This window comes from Micromonospora sicca (assembly GCF_003172935.1).
Classification (GTDB): Bacteria; Actinomycetota; Actinomycetes; order Mycobacteriales; family Micromonosporaceae; genus Micromonospora; species Micromonospora sicca.
On the sequence record NZ_QGKS01000297.1, the window covers coordinates 1 to 16,078 of the forward strand.

A 16,078-nucleotide genomic window follows, 5' to 3' on the forward strand; every position below is an offset into this window, starting at 1 on the left:
AATGTGGTCAGTCAACCGTCCCGAGAGCACCGCCTGTGGCATCACGACCGGCAACCGTACCGACCCTCGACGTCACCCGTCAGCCCGGCACGCTGACCTGCACCGATGCCCTATCTGAACGGCATTGGCTCATGCAGCAGCAGCGACGACTCGCCGACGTCGAGCGGGATCTGGCCGGTGACCTTACGATCTTCGAGCAGCAGCAACCCGTGCTCGACGGACTAGCCGCAGCCGCCACGGCGGCCGACACCGAGGCCACCACCGCCGCCGAGACTGTCGGCGATCTTCAGCGACGCCTTACCGACGCTCGCACACTCGTGCAGCAGCTCCGACGACGGCATGCCGCACTCGGCCGTGCAGAAGAAGAGCTGACAGAACTCAAGGCGACCGCCGAGGCTACGCAAGCCGACATCCTCAATGTGGAGGAAGCCATCCGCGTTGCGGACCTGCGGCAGCGCGATGCGGAGGAGATGCTGAACGCCGCGGTACGGGCCAGCTCCGCTGTGTTCGCCGCGTCGACGTGCACGCCCGGCGACCCCTGTCCGATCTGCGAGCGAAGCCTCCCGCCGGACTACATCGCCCCCCGGGCACCGGAACAGGGCCCGCTCGAGGAAGTGGTCGAAGCCAGGCGTCAAGAACTTCTCGACGTACAACTTCGTCGCGCTAGCCATCAGGCAATGCTGAGCGAGCAGAGCAAGCAAGCGAAGCAGCTGGAAACGAAGGTCAACACCAAACGCACCGAAGTGGCTGAGACACGGGCGCAGTTGCAACAGCTGCTAGAGCTGGACACTGCGCCGAGTGACGACTTCTCGGATGATGACCTGTTCCGAGATCTCGTACAGCAGCTGTCGGACGCCGGCGAACGCAAGACGGTGACGGCGGAAAAGGCCCAGACGGCCCGCGACGCCGCAACGGTCGCCAGGACCGCGCATGACGCCACCGGCGTCGCACTCAAACGCCGTTATGACGAACTCGCCACGGACCAGAAACGGCTCAATGACGAGTACAGCGCGCTGGCCGCCAGCATTCTGGAACTCCCGGCCCTCTACCACCTTCCGGTACCGCTGCACGACGAGTCGTTGGAACGCATGCTCGGTCGGATCGCAGTCTGGTCCATCGAAGCCGAGAAACTCGCGAACCACCACGCCGACCTCTCGTCCGGCCTCGGCAAGCTCCGGGAACAGCAGGCGGAACTGGCGACCCGCCACTTGGAACAGGTCGAGCGAGCTGCCGCACCGATCGAACAACAGCTGCGGGCGCTGCACAGCACGCTTCGCAACGCCGTAGACACTCTCGACCTCACGGCGCCAGTTCCGGCCCTTCCCGCATTCAAGCATTGGACCGAACACCTCTCCGAAGTGGTGGAGTGGAGCGCGGACCTCGAAACCATCGCCGAGGAGACGGCGCACAGCCTCGCTGTCACCGCAACCCAGGCGGCCGGCGAAGTGACCCGCCACGAAGAGGCCGCCGCCGCGGTGCTGGACACTGCAGGTACCCCGGACGCCAATGCCCTCGACGACGCATGGGCACAGGCGGTCTCCGACGCGAACCACGCCGAGAACGACCTCATTCGGGCCCGACGCGAACTGCCCATCGCCGCCGACCTGGACGACCGGATCACCCGTGCGACGCCCGTCGTGGAAGCCCTCCGGGAAGTGGCCGGCCTGCTTGCGAACGCCCAGTTCCCGGCACTGGTCGTGGCCAAGCGACAACGCGCCTTCCTCGGACTCGCCACCGAGCAACTGCTCGCGATGAGCGGACGCCGGTTCGCGTTCGCCGAGGACTTCCGGATCATCGACCGGCACACCGGCCAACCACGCGACGTGCGCACGCTGTCCGGCGGCGAAACCTTCCAAGCCAGCCTGTCGTTGGCACTGGCCATCGTCGAGCTGGCGGGCCGCGCTGGAGGCCGTGTCGATGCGCTCTTCCTCGACGAGGGATTCGGCACGCTCGACGCGGACAGCCTCGACGACGCCATCGAGGCACTGTCCCGGCAAACCCTCGGCGGCCGACTTGTCGCCGTGATCACCCACATGCGCGCCGTCGCCGAGCGAATCGACAACGTCCTCGTCGTGTCTCGGACCTCCAGCGGCAGCCAGGTTGCGTGGGCAACTGCCGCAGAGCGGGCGTCGCTCGTTGACGAGGATCTCCAGGAAGGGCTCCTCCCGTGAGCCATCGAGGAGGGTTCACCGGCCTCGATCATTGCACTACAGTGCGCTACGTGATCGTCGCTTCTAGGTATGTCGCACGACTTCCCACAGCATGCGGAACGCGATGAATCCCGAATTGCAGGACTTTGTCGACCGGGGGACTGCTGCGGTCCGGCGGGTCTTGCGGAGCGACTCCGGCTTCAGCGGGTGAGGAGTCCGGTGCTGTGGTTGGCGTCCACGACGCGCTGGGTGTCTTGTAGGACGATCTAGACCTGGGCTGGGTCGGCGTAGGTGAGCCAGGACATCACCCAGGTGTAGGCCTGACCGAGGTGACCGAGGCCGACGATCCACCAGGCTGCTGGGGCGTGAGTTAGTTCGGGCCCGTCGGCGCTGGTCCCCGGCTGCCAGAGGTTCACGGTGATGGTGCGCCAGCCGGCGTCGCTGCCCGGGCGGTTGCGGAGCGCGCCGAAGGCCTCGTGTACGCCGAGGGCCGCGGCGGCGATCGCGGCCAGCACGTTCCCCTCGACGGCGTGGTCGGTCCTCGTGTCGGCCGGGTAAACGTGAGCGGTCCAGCCGCTCCATCTCGCCCGGCCCTTTGTAGCCAGGCCCGACCAAACGGCGGCTCTCGGTCGATCGATCGAGCAATTCAATAATGTCGCACCCTTGACTTACATTGCGTGTGGCATCGACTACGCCTTGATCTTGGGTGGGTCGGCGGTCGAAGGAGGGAGGTGCCGGGCCGGTGAGTGACATCGCGGGTGAGCTTGCGCGCGTCCGCGTGGCCTTCGCTAAGCCGACGTTGACGCTGCTCGCCAAGCGGAAGTGGGCGCCGGTCGTGTTGTCTATCTTCATCGCGTCCTTCAGCCGCGATCAGGACGTGATCGCGGCCGAGCGTTTCCACGCCCAGGTGGCGATCTATCTGGCCGAGTTGCGGTCGCTGGGTGAGGAGGTCCCGGACGGTGCGGCGCGGGTGCTGTGCCGCCGGTGGGTCGACGAGCAGTGGCTGGTGCTGTCGGCCAACGACGACAAGGCGGAGGAGTACTCGCTGACGTCGCACGCCCAGGAGGCGATCGACTACGTGCACCGGCTGTCGGGGAGCAGGTCGATGTTCAGCGAATCGCGAATCCGCACGATCCTCGAGGCGGCACGTCGCTGCGCGATGGACGCCAACCCGGATCGGGAGGATCGGCTGCGGCGACTTGACGAGCAGATCGGGCGTCTGACCGCGGAGCGTGAACGGATCGCGGCCGGTGGGGCGATCGATCCTTTGCCGGACGATCGGCTCATCGAGGAGTACCTGAACCTGCGGGATTTGATCGCGCAGCTGCCGGCCGATTTTATGCGCGTGTCGGAGTCGGTGAAGGCGATCCACCGCGGCATCGTGGCCGATTTCCGGGAGGAGGCACGCCGGACCGGCGAGGTGCTGGACAGCTACCTGACGCGGTCCAGCGACCTGATGGCGGAGTCTCAGGAAGGGCGCGCGTTCACCGGCGCCGTGGAGCTGCTACGTGACGACCGGCTGCTCAAGGAACTGCGCGAAGACCTGGGCTCGATCTTGCAGCATTCGTTCGCGCAGGCGCTCACCCCGTTAGAGGCGCGAGAGTTCCGTAACACGGTGGTGGGGATCCGGCACGGCATCGATGTCGTGCTGGAGCAACGCCGCCGGCTGTCAGCGACCTTACGGGCGCACATCACCCGACACGACGCCATCCGGGACCGCGAGCTCGACGACGCGCTGCGGCGGGTCAAGACCGAGCTGGCAGCGTGGATGCAGGTAACCGGAGCCCGGTCACGACTGGACATGGTGTTGGGGCTGCCGTCGCTGGAACTGGCGCATCTGCGGCAGCGTTTCTACAACCCCGACGACTACGCGCCGCCACCGCCGTTGCGCGGCCACGGTGACGACGCGGTGCCGCCCCTGAGCATGGAACAACTACGCCAGCAAGGCGGTCCCAGCCTGGCCGAGTTCCGCGCCGCACTGTACGAGCGTCTGCGAGACGGCGCTGTTTCGGTCACCGCCGGCGAGGTCTTCCGTGGCGTGTCTGACGAACTGCGCCGCCCGGTCGAGGTCCTGGGTCTGATCCAGATCGCGGCGGCAGTGCATGCCCTCGACCCAGCACGAGACGACGGGAGCGAGACATTCGAGGCAGTCCGCCCCGATGGCAGCCGCCGCACGTTTGAAGGCCCCCGGTTGAAATTCGGGCAGGCACAGCTGGCCGCCTTGGGCGACGACAAGCAAGGAGGAGCCGATGACTGACCCGGACCTGGACGAGGCCGACGGCGCGGATCACGACGGCTCCTGGGACGACCTCGACCGGATGCTGGACGATGACGGGCCGCAGGCATTGTTCGAGGGCGACTGCGGTCAGTTGGCCCTTGAGGTGCGGCGCACGTTCGTGTCGCTACTCAAGAAGCGGTACATCTCCGCCGAACGGCACCCGCAGGACTGGCGGGTGTTGATGGAGAACCGAAGCCTGCTGGAGTCGCGGTTCAACGACATCTTCCTGCAGCTGGTCGTCAGCGGTGACTACGAGGTGGCGTACAAGCGGCAGGCGAGTCCGGACGGTGGCGGCGTGTTCCCCACGGTTCTGCACGACACCACCTACAACCGGGAGCAGACCATCCTCATGGTCCATCTTCGGGCCGTGTTCCGCAGCAAACGCGCGTCCGGCGACGACGTGGTTTTCGTGGATGCGGAGGATCTTGTCCAGGAGCTCGCTAACTACCGGCCCGCGAGTAACACCAACCACGTCAACGACGAGAAAGCTGCCCGTCGCGCGGTCGAGGCGCTGGTCACCAGCGACATCCTGTTGAAGAGCAGCGAGGACGACCGGTACCGCATCTCACCGATCATCGAGGTCCTGCTGCCCGTCAACCGCGTGCAGGAGCTGTACGAAAGCCTCGTCCGAACCCGAAGTGGTGGATCTGGGACCGGCGACCACAGTGGCCCGGACCAGGGGGACAGGCAGCCGTGAGTATTCCACTGCAGTCCGTGCGTGCCCGGCCGGACGCCGAGATCGGTACCCAGCAGTGGCGCGTCGAGTCGCTCCAGTTGGTCAACTGGGGCGGCTTCGAAGGCCACCACACCATCGCATTCGCGGAAACCGCGACTCTGATCAGCGGCGCGAGCGGCACCGGCAAGTCCACGCTGCTCGATGCCTACGTCGCCCTGATGATGGACAGCAACACGCCGTTCAACGGGGCCTCCAACGACGCTGTGACCGGACGTGCTCGCAGCAGCGAGCAGCGCAACATCCTGTCCTACATGCGGGGCAAGGTCGACACGAGCCGTGAGGCCGGGACCGGCCGACTGCGTGACGACGTTCTGCGCGGCCAGCACTCCAGCACCTGGTCCGCCGTCGCGATGACCTGGCGCAACGACGTCGACGAACGGTTCACCGCCCTGCGGCTGTACTACGCCGCGGTCTCCGCGATCAGCTTCAACGACCTCGGCAAGCACCTGGCCACCATCAACGGACCGTTCGAGTTGTCCCTGCTGGACCCGTTCGCCGCCGATCGTTTCGTACACCAGCAGGTCACCAAGCGATTCCCGGGCCTGAAGTTCCATGATGGCTACGCCCAGTTCGCCGCAGCGCTGCACACCCGGCTCGGTATCGGCGCCAACGGCGACGGCGCCAAGGCGCTGAAGCTGCTCGCCCGTATCCAGGCCGGCCGACAGGTCACCACCGTCGATGGGCTCTACAAGGACATGGTCCTGGAAGAACCGAAGACCTTCACCGCCGCGAACAGGGCGGTCGAGCACTTCGACGACATCCAGGCCTCCTATAACACCATGAAGACCGCGGAGAAGCAGGTCGCGGTCCTCGACGGCATCCCCTCGACCTACCAGGCCATGACGGAGGCGCGGGAGGAAGCCGACCTGATCGAGTCCCTGCGGATCGAGTCGACCGACGCGAACACACCGTTCTTGCTGTGGGCCCGGCAGGTCGAAGCCGCCCTGTTGACCCAGGCGATCACCGACAACCGCGCCCGACAGGGCACGATTACCGGACGGCTCACTGCTGCTCAGGCGAGACAGACATCCTTGCAGGCAGAGATCGCCGACCTGCAGGAACAACAACGTTCTAACGGCGGCGACGCTCTGGAAGCCTTGGAACGCTCCATCAGCGTTCTCAACGGTACGGTGACCACCGTCGAGCAGACGCTGAGCACCTTCCGCCAGCGCACTGCGGTCCTCGAGCGCGGGTTGACCTCGTCGGAGGAGTTCGACGCGCTGCGGGCGGACAGCGGCGCCTTCCTGGGCACGTTCGAGCAGCATCGTCTCAGCCTGCAACAGCAGCGTGACCAGACGCTGAAGGATGCTCACCCGCTGCAGACCGGGCGCGACAAACTCCAGCGGGAGTTCGACTCCCTGAAGGGACGTACAGGCCTGGTCCCCCATGACCTTCACGCACAGCGACTTGCCCTCGCCCAGGCGATGAACCTGCAGGCCGAAGATCTTCCGTTCGTGGCGGAACTCATCGACATGGCACCGCAGTTCGAGGCGTGGCGCGAGGCAGCCGAGCTCGCGTTGGGCGGTTTCGCCGTCACCATGCTCATCGACGAACGCCGCCTGGACGAGGCCCGACGGCGGGTCAACCCCCTGCGGTTCGACCGACGGATCCGCTTCGAGGGGGTGCCGCTGAACGAGCCGACGCGACGCACACCGAGCCCGGACACGCTCCCCGGCAGGTTCGTCACCCGAGAGACACCGCTCACCGGCTGGCTGCTCAACACACTGATAACGCGGTTCGGCTACGACTGCATCGACAATCCAACCCTGCTCGACTACACCAACTTCGGACTCACCATCACCGGTCAGACGAAGGAGCGCAGGCGCGGCGCGCATGGCGGGCACGGCGCGCGCAGGGTGATCGGCTTCTCCAACCGACATCGACTCGCCCAGATCGTCGACGAGCAGAAAGGCATCGACGAGCAGCTCGGCGAGTTGGCAAGGCTGAAGATCGAGCTGGAGGCACGCAGTAACAGGCTGCATGCCGAACGCGATGCCCATAACCACGTCATCATCACGACGTGGGCCAGTATCGACGTGGCCGGCGTCCGGGAAGAGATCAAGGAGAAGGAGCGGGCCTACCAGCGTCTCCTTGCCGCCAGTGACGTGCTCCGCGAGCTGAAACAGCAGGAAGAAAAGCTTGCCGGGCAGCTCGAGAACGTCCAACGCGACGTCTTCGGCGACGAGAAGGAACAAGAGCAGCTAGGCAAGACGCACGAGAAGCTCCTGGAGGATCAGGCCAAGGTCAGCGCCCATCTGCAGGACATGCAGGGTGATCCATCCGCGACGTTGACGGAGCCTCAGTCGGCACGCCTACAAGCCACCCGGGACGGCACCGGCTTCGACGAGACTCTCGATGGATTCCGCAGATCCGTCGAGGTGATTAAGACTATGCTCGCGGATGCCTCCGAACGTGCCCGGCGCGAGGCCGCCGGTCACGAGCGGCTGCTGTGTTCCACCTTTAAACGGTTCCAGGAACAGTGGCCACGCCCCAACCTCGGCGACGGCGTCGACTCCTACGACGGCTACCGCGAGATCCTCACGGACCTGCTCGAGGAAGGCCTCCACGAGCGACGCGCCAAGTTCAGCCGGCAGGTCAGCGACTGGTCCGGCGTCGACCTGCTGCGCCTGCACGGGGCATACGAAGAATCGGTCGAGGAGATCGAGGCTCGCCTCGAACCGGTGAACGACATCCTGTCCCGTCTACCCTTCGGCGCCGGTCGAGATCGCCTACACATCAACCTGCGCCGCCGGGAGGCCAAGGACATCGCCAAGTTCCGCAAGGAACTGAAGATCCTCGCGTCCGGTACCACGGAGACCGCCAGCGACGCGGAGATCGAGGCGAGGTTCGAGCGACTGCGCAAGTTCATCGACCGCATCCGCAAATCGGACAAAAGCAGCCAGCGCGAGTACCTGATCGACGTTCGCAAGCACGTCGACATCGATGCCGAGCGACGCGACACCACCGGTCGGCAGCTGAGCGTCTACGCCAGCCTCGGTGGCAAGTCCGGCGGGGAGACCCAAGAACTCGTCGCGTTCATCGTCGGCGCAGCCCTGCGTTACCAGCTGGGCGACGCCAGTTTGACTCGTCCCCGCTACGCGCCGGTCTTCCTGGACGAGGGTTTCGTCAAGTCAGACGCCGAGTTCGCCGGGCGGGCGGTTGCAGCGTGGAAAGGGCTCGGCTTCCAGCTCATCGTCGGAGCACCCAACGACAAGGTGACCGCCATCGAACCCTACGTCGACCTGTTGCTGCAGGTGACCAAGAACAACAGTTACTACTCCCACGTCTCGTCAGTGCGCCCCACCACCAGGACACCACGCATGTTGATCACCGATGAAGTCGCCTGAACAGGTCGTGGCCGAGATCGGCACCCGGTTACGCAACCGCTGGCACCTCGGCGTCGCCGGCCTCGACCCCGACGGCTGGCCCTACCGCGCCGCCCTCGGCCAGCCGACCAGGACCCAGCTGGAGGCAGACTTCCCTACTGCCCGCCGCTGGGCCCTGGACTGGGCCGCGTGGGCTGACCACCAAGGACTCGTGCTGGTTCGGCAGACCCGCCGCGTGATCGGCACGAGCCAAACCCTGCCCACCCACCTGGAGATCCCCGACCTGGACACCGCTGCCCGCCTGGTCGGTCAGGAATGGCCAGCCATCCTGCGTACCGCCTACGACCGTGCAACGGTTCTTACCACCGCATTTCCCCACGTCGACCTGATCAAGACCCTGCCCGCCGTGCGGGCCCTCACCGACGTCGACTTCACGCTGCTGCTCGACGCGGCCCGCTGGTTCTCCCACCACGACGCCCGCGGACTGACCCCACGACAGGTCCCGATCGAGGGCCTGCACGGCAAATGGCTCAACCGACACCACGCGCTGATCCGTCACTTATCCGGGAAGGACGACCTCGGGCTGATCAGCAGACCAACCCGCGTGCACTTCACCTACCTGGACCCGACTTACCGTGCCTTGGGTCGCCGCCGGCACGAGAGCGTCACCATCGGCGACCCCGTCACGCCGGCCTACACCCCGGACACCATCCTGGTCCTGGAGAACAAGGACACCGCCGTCTACTTCCCACCTCTTCCCGGCGGCATCGCCGTCGAAGGCGAAGGAAGCAAGGCACCCGGAGCGCTGCCCCGAGTTCCCTGGATCCGTGACTGTCCCCGGATCATCTACTGGGGCGACATCGACGCCGCAGGATTCGAAATCGTCAACAACCTCCGCACGAACGGCGTCGATATACAAACCATCCTCATGGATCAGCAGGCCTACGACGCATACGAGCGATTCGGCGCCTGGACCGACGAGAAGGGCAAACCGATCCCATGCTCACCTCGCAAGCCGCTGCCCACCCTCACAGCATCTGAACGCGCCCTCTACGAGCAGATCACCGACCCCACATGGGCACGAGTGCGACGCGTCGAGCAAGAGCGGATCCCGTTGGCGGAAGGACTCGCGACCGTGGCGGCACACCTGCAGAATGCCGGCAGTCTTTCCCCAGAGCGTCGAGAGCCAAAACTCCCATGACCCGCAGCGGGCCGCCGACTGAGCGACCGATCAGCGACATCGGAGGCGCGCGGCACGTGCTGGCGTAACCGCCGACCGCGACCCGCCACCGCCGGACGGGGTCATCCGCCAAGCCGCCACCGGCCAGGCGGGCGCCCCCGGCGAGGGCGTCGGAGACGCCTTCGACCAGGCCGAGCACCGCAGCTGGGGCACCGAGGGTCGAGGTCAGCAGACTCGGCAACAACGCGGTGGGCACCTCATGGCCGACATCGGCCAGCAGACTCGCCGCGCCGATGCTCCCACCTCCGCGGGGCAACCACGCCTGCTCGGCCGCGCCGACCGGCGAGCCATTGGTATTCGCGGTCGTTGCCATGGTCAGCAGTCTGCCGTGGCGAGCGCCAGGCCGACAGGTCTGGGTGTGAACCAAGGACCCTTGCCATCGCTCCTAGAAACCGCTGCTGCCACCGCCAGCGTTGAAGCAGGATCACCGTTGTCGTCGCTCCGAAGCCTGATGGACACGGTGTCCGTCCTGAGGCGAAGAACATGCATAAAGCTTTCGAGATGGTCGATATGTTGAATCAGATCCCCAGCTCCCACATGGCGACGCGCCTCGACGGGTGCCCGCCGTGGTGCGTCACAGTCCACGCCGGCGAGGCATCGGGTAGTCCGGGCGACCAGGCCCGGCGGCACTCCCGGACGGTGATGGAAACCCACGAAGGCGAGGTCAGCGGGACAGGGGTAGAGATCGTCTCACTGGAGCACCTTGATCAGCCCGACGAGAGTGCACCTGCGGAGGTGGTCTTGTCCGCCCGGGATCCGCTCAACCTGGCCGACGCCGGCTACCTCGCTACATCCATCATGAAGGCGGTCACGTTGGCCGGCCAGACGCACCGGCCGTACTGGCTGAAGCGGGCGTGCCCGCCATGGTGCAACGCGACCCACCTCGACGGCGACCACCTCGATGATCGAATCCACTGGCCAGACGACTCGCCGCCCGTGCTGTTGTCGCTGCACAACTCGGTGAGTACCGCCGGCGAGTCGTGCCGCGATCAGGCGTACCGGCCGCAGCGGCTGGAGGTCGACCTAGAGCAGCACGCCGATGCGGTCGAGCCGGTGGTGAAGTTTGTGATCGAGGGCGCGACGGCGGCGTTGCGCCTCACCCTCGACGAGGCCGAACAGGTGCAAATGGCGGTCGGCCAGGTTGTGGCCATGGCGCGAGATGCAGACAGCCAGCCGATCGGGGCCGCTCCGGCATTGTCTGCTCCAGCACGGACGCCGGAGCGGCCGAGCCTCGACCGGACCCTGGTCGACCGGGTGATCCACGACGAGGGCCTGACGGCCGGGCAGAAGATCAGCGTCCTCCGCGGAGGCCTCGCCGCGCATTTCACCGAGCAGGGCCTGAGCACCGCTGAGCAGGCCGCGCGGTTGAACTGCACCGAGGAACAGGCGGTGGACGCGGTGGTGGACTTCGCGATGTGGTCGCACGCCGGCTACCTGCTTCCCCCGGCGAGGCCGGCCGAGCCGCAGTGCCCGGTGTGGTGCGCCGGGAACTGCCGCTCCGAAGGCGGCGTCCGCCTGCACGACCGGCATGTAGCCGCCGTGTACGGCCAGCACAGCGACGACGCCAACGAACCTAAGGTGGCCACGGTCGACCTTGAGGCGTTCAACTCGCCCGACGGGTACGGCGACGAGCCGCCATCGGTCACGCTGGCCATAGACAACCCGCAACAGCGCACCGCCGACATGACCAAGCTCGACGGGCTGGACCACGGCACAGTCCGGAGCCTGGCCGCGTCGTTGCTGTCGGGCTGCTGGGACCGCACGACGATCCGACTCACCCCTCAGAAGGCGGCGGAACTCGGTGCCTCACTTATCACCGCATCCCGCGCCGCCTACAACAACACGGCAGTCAAGGCCTGACAATAGCCAGGATGTGGAGCGGCCCGGCGTCCAAAAGGCGACGAGGCCCGGGCCGTTCGGGGCAGTCGGCCAGCGCCGGTGGACCGCCACCACGCCCACCAAGGGGTTGGCGTTCGCAGGATGAGGTGGCACGAGGGTTGCGAGCAGGGGTGCCAGTGAACGCTGCGCGTTGTCCAGCTTGGCTGACGAGCAGGCCGGAGAGCGTCCGATCCGCGGCGGTGCCGGCGCCCTGCGCGCAAACCGTAGTCGCATCGACCTTCGAGGTGTCGTCTGCAGACATGCCGCCGGTGGGGAACGGCGGGCGCGGGGGAGAATAAGGGCATGAGGGTCTTCATCAGCAGTGTTCGCCGAGAGCTCGAAGAGGAGCGCGATGCACTTCCGGGCTTGATCTCGGCGCTCGGGCACACGCCGGTGCGCTTCGAGGACTTCACCGCCCAGACGTCGCCGAGCCGTGAGGCGTGCCTGAAGGGTGTCACCTCGGCCGAGGTGTACGTGCTGATCCTGGGCCCCCGCTATGGCGACCCGCTGCCCGACACCGGGCAGTCGCCGACACATGATGAGTGGATCGCCGCGAGGGCCGCCGGCATGCCCCGGCTGGTGTATCGCAAGCTGGGCGTTGCGTTGGAGCCCGCCCAGGAGGAGTTCATTCGCTCCATCGGTGACTACGGCACGGGCGTGTTCTACGAGTCGTTCGCCACGACCGCCGAGCTGCAGACCAAGGTCGCGGCGAAGCTGAGGGAGCTCGAGAGCGCCGGGAATCCGCTGGCCTTCATGCCGCTGCCACGTCCAATGGCGGTGGCCTGGCGCTCGGACTTCGAGGATCGCCGTGGCAGCACCCCGAATCTTCCGGCGGCCGTCGAGGTTCATGTCCTTCCTGCCACCGGGACGAACCGGCCCGCCCGGGTGATGGCCGAGCTGGAACAGCTCCTGCCGGCGCGACTGCGCGCCAGCGGTCAGGTCCACGCCGCCGACCCGCTGGCCGCGACCCGCCAGGGCGGTGCCGTGGTCGTCACGGTTCCGGTTCGGAGCAGCCGATGGGACGAGGTGCGCGCGCCGCAGGTGCTCGGCGTGCGCACGGCCGCCGACGGGCAGACCTCGGCGTGGGCATCACTGCCGGGCGACGGGATGGGCGCCATCCTCGACCCGGATGCCTTGCCCGACCAGATCGCCGGACTGCTGCGTCTCATCGGCGGTCTGGGAATTCTCGACGGCGACCAGGTGGCCATCGGTGTCGGCGTCAACAACCCGCAGATGATGTCGGTTGGCCGGGTCAGCGGGCAGCCCCGTCAGCAGGCCACCAGCCTGATGCTGTCGAACGAGCCGATCCAGGTACCACCTGACGAGCTGATGACCCTAGCGGCGCTTGGGCCGGGGGCTGCCGAGGTGGGCCGCACCCTGAGTCGGACTCTCATCGACGCTGTCTCGCCCCGCCGGTAACCGCGCAGATGATCGTCCCACCTGGTCCGTTCGGCTACCCGGGTTGCGGCCGCGGCGATCGTGGCTGCTCGGTGGCTGCTCGGACGTCGGGGAACTGACGCGGACGTACCGCTACGCTCGCGGACCCGACGGGAAGCGCGATGCCTGCTAATCCATCGACAGTCGAGAATGACATGTCCCTGCAGGGCTTGGACCTGCAAGGACGCACCCGAACTCGGGCGGACCGGAAGGGTTGCGGTCGGACCAGTTTGGTGTAGAGTGCTAATTGTAGAATTATGCGCTCCTAGCCTCTGACTACGGATCAGATGCTTTCTGCCGGGGCAACCCCCACCTTGAGCGTCGCGGCAGCCCCTCAAGGGTGTATCGATTATGCTCATACCGCAATACGTCATTGTAGACAGAATTGTCATTCTGGGCGAGCGGACGCCCAGGTCATCGTCAGCTGCCGGGGAGCGAGATGGTGGGCTTGTTCGTCAGCACACGCGTTCTGGCAGTCCAACGTCGGTACGTAGTTGCGCCGGCCCCAGCGTCCACCATGGGCAGCGGCCGGTAGTCGTCGGCGTCGAACTGGGCGAGCTCACCGACGAGCCCCTGTGCGGGATGGCGGGCGCGATATGCCGGCCACGTCCAGACGCTTTCCCAGGCCACTCGACGCGTGCCTGACGAATGGCGAGCGAGAACTGACATCCCGTTAGAACGCCTCAAAGGCAACCTGTAGGGCCGATGTTCAGGCGATTGTGACGCTGATCTGGGACTTGGCCTGGCGCCGGGTCAACTTCGGCAGCCGTCCGTCCTGCTTGAGCCGGGCGAGAACCTGCAGGTGATGAGAGTCGTTGGGGAAGGTCGGCGAAGCGGCAGAGGTGGTCAGCTCGGCGTAAGGGCTGCCGAGGTTTGCTAGGACGGCGATGATCTGGTCCGTGGAGATGGCGTTCCCGAGTTGGTCGACCAGCAGGACCACCAGCGCTGCGTCGCGGGTTACCCGGGCGATCTGCTCCAGCTTGGCGGGGCTCAGCGGCACCCGGGCGGTCGCGGCACAGCGCCCGGCGGCCCGCAGCGCGTCGCGATGGTCGGTCGGGACGAACTCGTCCAGCCGGGAGAGAACGGCCTGTTGGACCGTCCGGCTGATCGAGGTGCTGCCCAGCAACCGGGCGGTCATGTCCTCGTCGAGCAGGGCGGGCGTGACGAAGTCGGCGAACTTCGCCGAGGTATTCGATGCCGTGCTGCAGGGTCTCCCAGTCGCCGGTGACGAGCCGCTGGAACACATCGCCGGTGTCGGCGCAGATCTGGTGGCGTAGCAGTTCGCCGAGCAGGGGGCCGTTCTCCGGCTCAATGCGGCTCGCAGCGATCGACTCGGTCAGGGCGAGCGTGGAGACCAACGCGGCGCGGGTCTTGGGGACGGGGAGCGTATCTCGGCTGCGAAGGATCGTCACCGCGACCTGCGTCTTCTGCTCGGCGAGCCGATCGGGCTCACCGGCGGGAGCGGTGATGGCGCCCGCGTCGACGAGTAGGCCGCCCAGATCGACGTCGACCCCGCCGGCCTGCTCGACTTAAGCGGCGGTGTTGGTCACCGTCGCCGGGAGCGCGCCAGCGCGGGCCAGACCCCCGCGGGTACCTCGGCGAGACGCTCGATCCGGCGCTCCGCCGCCGCGGCGCGGCAAGCCCGCTCCGCCAGGCCGGTTTCCCAACCCGAAATCTCCGTGACGATGTCCGCGAAGGTGCCGAGATCCGCGACCGTCACCGTGGTGAGCCTGTCGTTTCGACCGCGGAGGGACTGGGTTGGCAGCCAGCTAGTAGGAGGCGGCCGATCAGCCCCTCCGACCATCGGCGCGTGGTGGGGGTGGTGCGGAGCAAGGTGTCTCGTGTCCTTCCGCAGCGAGTCTGGTGCGGGTGCGCCCAGGCAAGCTGTCCCGGTGGTGGGTGTTCAGGTTCGGGCGGTCCGGCCGGTGCCGGGCATGGCGGTCATCGCAGAGTGCGTGGGATGACCCGGCGGGCCGGTAGCTGTGCTGTGCATGCGGTACAGGGTGGCTGCCATGCGCGCGACGGCGGGGTGGTGGGGATGGGCACGGCGGTGGTCGGCGATGGTCCGGGCGAGGAGTTGCCGCGCCGGTTCCTGGCGGCCGTGTTCGTAAAGGACGACGGCGAGGGTGGCTTGGGCGGCGAGGGTGGGTAGTGCGTAGGGTCCGTCGGCTTGGGTGTGGTGGCGGATGAGGTCGCTGTAGCAGTCGGTGGCGGCGGTGAGGTTGCCGGCGGCGCGGTGGGTGGCGGCCAGGACGCGCAGGACGGCGCGGACGTCCGGGTTGGTGGGGTCGCGGAGGAGGTGGCGCAGGCTGCGGTGTCCCCACTGGGCCCAGGGCAGCGCGGCGGCTGGTTCGCCGCTGGTGAGGGTGGCCAGGAGCGTGGCGGCGCGGGCGGTCGCGGTGTCCAGGGCGAGCCTGCTGCTGGTGGGGTCGATGTGCAGGAGCCCGCTGTGCAGGACGTCGATGGCACGCTCGGGCGTGTTGTGGGCGGCGTGGCGTTGGGCCAGGTGCAGGCGCTGGGCCATGGCCATCATCGGGCCGGTGATCTGCCGGGAGACGGCCCTCCAGGTGATGTGCAGGTCTGTGCCGGTCGCGCCGACGGTGACGCGTTGGATCGGGCCGAGCGCGTAGGAGGCGGCCTGGGTCGTCTTGCCGGGTGGAACGAGGTGTGGGGTGCGGTGCAGGATCACTGCGGCGACGGCGTCGCGGATCTCGTCGGCCGGCACGGGTGTGCGCCCGCAGGACGGCGCGCACAGGTATGCCCTGCCGCAGCTGGGCAGCTGGATGAGGATCATGGATCGCGCGCAGGTGTGGCAGGCCAGGAGGTCGGGTGGCACGGGCGCGGCCTGCACGGCGCGGGCGCGCGAGACCCATTCCTCGACCGTCGCCGGTGACAGGCCGTGGCTGCGGGCGATGTCCCGGGCCGCTTGGTGCAGGCCGTGGGCGGCGGCGTGCTCGAGGGTCGCGGCGACGGCCTCGGCGACGAAGGCGGGTGTCCACGCGGCGAGGACTGGCGTCCGCGTCGGCATCGGCG

11 protein-coding genes are annotated in these 16,078 nt (G+C 67.4%); 7 read left to right on the plus strand and 4 right to left on the minus strand.

The genetic code is table 11. The features are described from left to right. The first annotated feature begins 131 nt into the window (after positions 1-131). Positions 132-2,171, plus strand: a complete 2,040-nt coding sequence (locus tag DKT69_RS24870) for an SbcC/MukB-like Walker B domain-containing protein (RefSeq protein ID WP_109803925.1) — start codon at positions 132-134, stop codon at positions 2,169-2,171. Between the two features lie 245 nt (positions 2,172-2,416). On the opposite strand, the gene DKT69_RS41645 is transcribed toward DKT69_RS24870, so the two are convergent. After that, on the minus strand, positions 2,417-2,800 hold the full coding sequence (locus DKT69_RS41645) for a BilD N-terminal domain-containing protein (protein WP_497529433.1): 384 nt from the start codon (positions 2,798-2,800) through the stop codon (positions 2,417-2,419). A gap of 92 nt (positions 2,801-2,892) precedes the next feature. Here DKT69_RS41645 and DKT69_RS24880 point away from each other — a divergent pair, with 92 nt between their 5' ends. From DKT69_RS24880 to DKT69_RS24910, 6 genes are all read left to right on the plus strand, one after another. Beyond that, the gene (locus DKT69_RS24880) at positions 2,893-4,407 is read left to right on the plus strand and encodes a DUF3375 domain-containing protein (RefSeq protein ID WP_161557944.1); all 1,515 of its coding nucleotides are present in this window, start codon (positions 2,893-2,895) and stop codon (positions 4,405-4,407) included. Next, positions 4,400-5,125: a DUF4194 domain-containing protein gene (locus tag DKT69_RS24885; protein WP_109803928.1), complete on the plus strand. Its 726-nt coding sequence runs from the start codon at positions 4,400-4,402 to the stop codon at positions 5,123-5,125. The genes DKT69_RS24880 and DKT69_RS24885 overlap by 8 nt, the downstream gene beginning before the upstream one ends. Continuing rightward, the gene (locus DKT69_RS24890) at positions 5,122-8,511 is read left to right on the plus strand and encodes an ATP-binding protein (protein ID WP_109803929.1); all 3,390 of its coding nucleotides are present in this window, start codon (positions 5,122-5,124) and stop codon (positions 8,509-8,511) included. Before DKT69_RS24885 ends, DKT69_RS24890 begins: the two co-directional genes overlap by 4 nt. Next, on the plus strand, positions 8,498-9,691 hold the full coding sequence (locus DKT69_RS24895; protein WP_109803930.1) for a Wadjet anti-phage system protein JetD domain-containing protein: 1,194 nt from the start codon (positions 8,498-8,500) through the stop codon (positions 9,689-9,691). Before DKT69_RS24890 ends, DKT69_RS24895 begins: the two co-directional genes overlap by 14 nt. A 522-nt stretch (positions 9,692-10,213) precedes the next feature. Beyond that, positions 10,214-11,590, plus strand: a complete 1,377-nt coding sequence (locus tag DKT69_RS24905) for a hypothetical protein (protein ID WP_109803931.1) — start codon at positions 10,214-10,216, stop codon at positions 11,588-11,590. 321 nt (positions 11,591-11,911) lie between these two features. Then, on the plus strand, positions 11,912-13,027 hold the full coding sequence (locus tag DKT69_RS24910) for a DUF4062 domain-containing protein (RefSeq protein WP_109803932.1): 1,116 nt from the start codon (positions 11,912-11,914) through the stop codon (positions 13,025-13,027). Positions 13,028-13,754: 727 nt separating this feature from the next. Here the strand turns inward: DKT69_RS24910 and DKT69_RS24915 are convergent. The 3 genes from DKT69_RS24915 to DKT69_RS40670 all read right to left on the minus strand — a co-directional run bounded on the left by DKT69_RS24915 (position 13,755) and on the right by DKT69_RS40670 (position 16,073). Next, positions 13,755-14,183, minus strand: a complete 429-nt coding sequence (locus DKT69_RS24915; RefSeq protein WP_109803933.1) for a hypothetical protein — start codon at positions 14,181-14,183, stop codon at positions 13,755-13,757. A 408-nt stretch (positions 14,184-14,591) separates the two neighbouring features. Continuing rightward, on the minus strand, positions 14,592-14,765 hold the full coding sequence (locus tag DKT69_RS38495; RefSeq protein ID WP_161557945.1) for a hypothetical protein: 174 nt from the start codon (positions 14,763-14,765) through the stop codon (positions 14,592-14,594). A 183-nt stretch (positions 14,766-14,948) separates the two neighbouring features. After that, the gene (locus DKT69_RS40670) at positions 14,949-16,073 is read right to left on the minus strand and encodes a tetratricopeptide repeat protein (protein ID WP_109803934.1); all 1,125 of its coding nucleotides are present in this window, start codon (positions 16,071-16,073) and stop codon (positions 14,949-14,951) included. Positions 16,074-16,078: the final 5 nt, after the last annotated feature.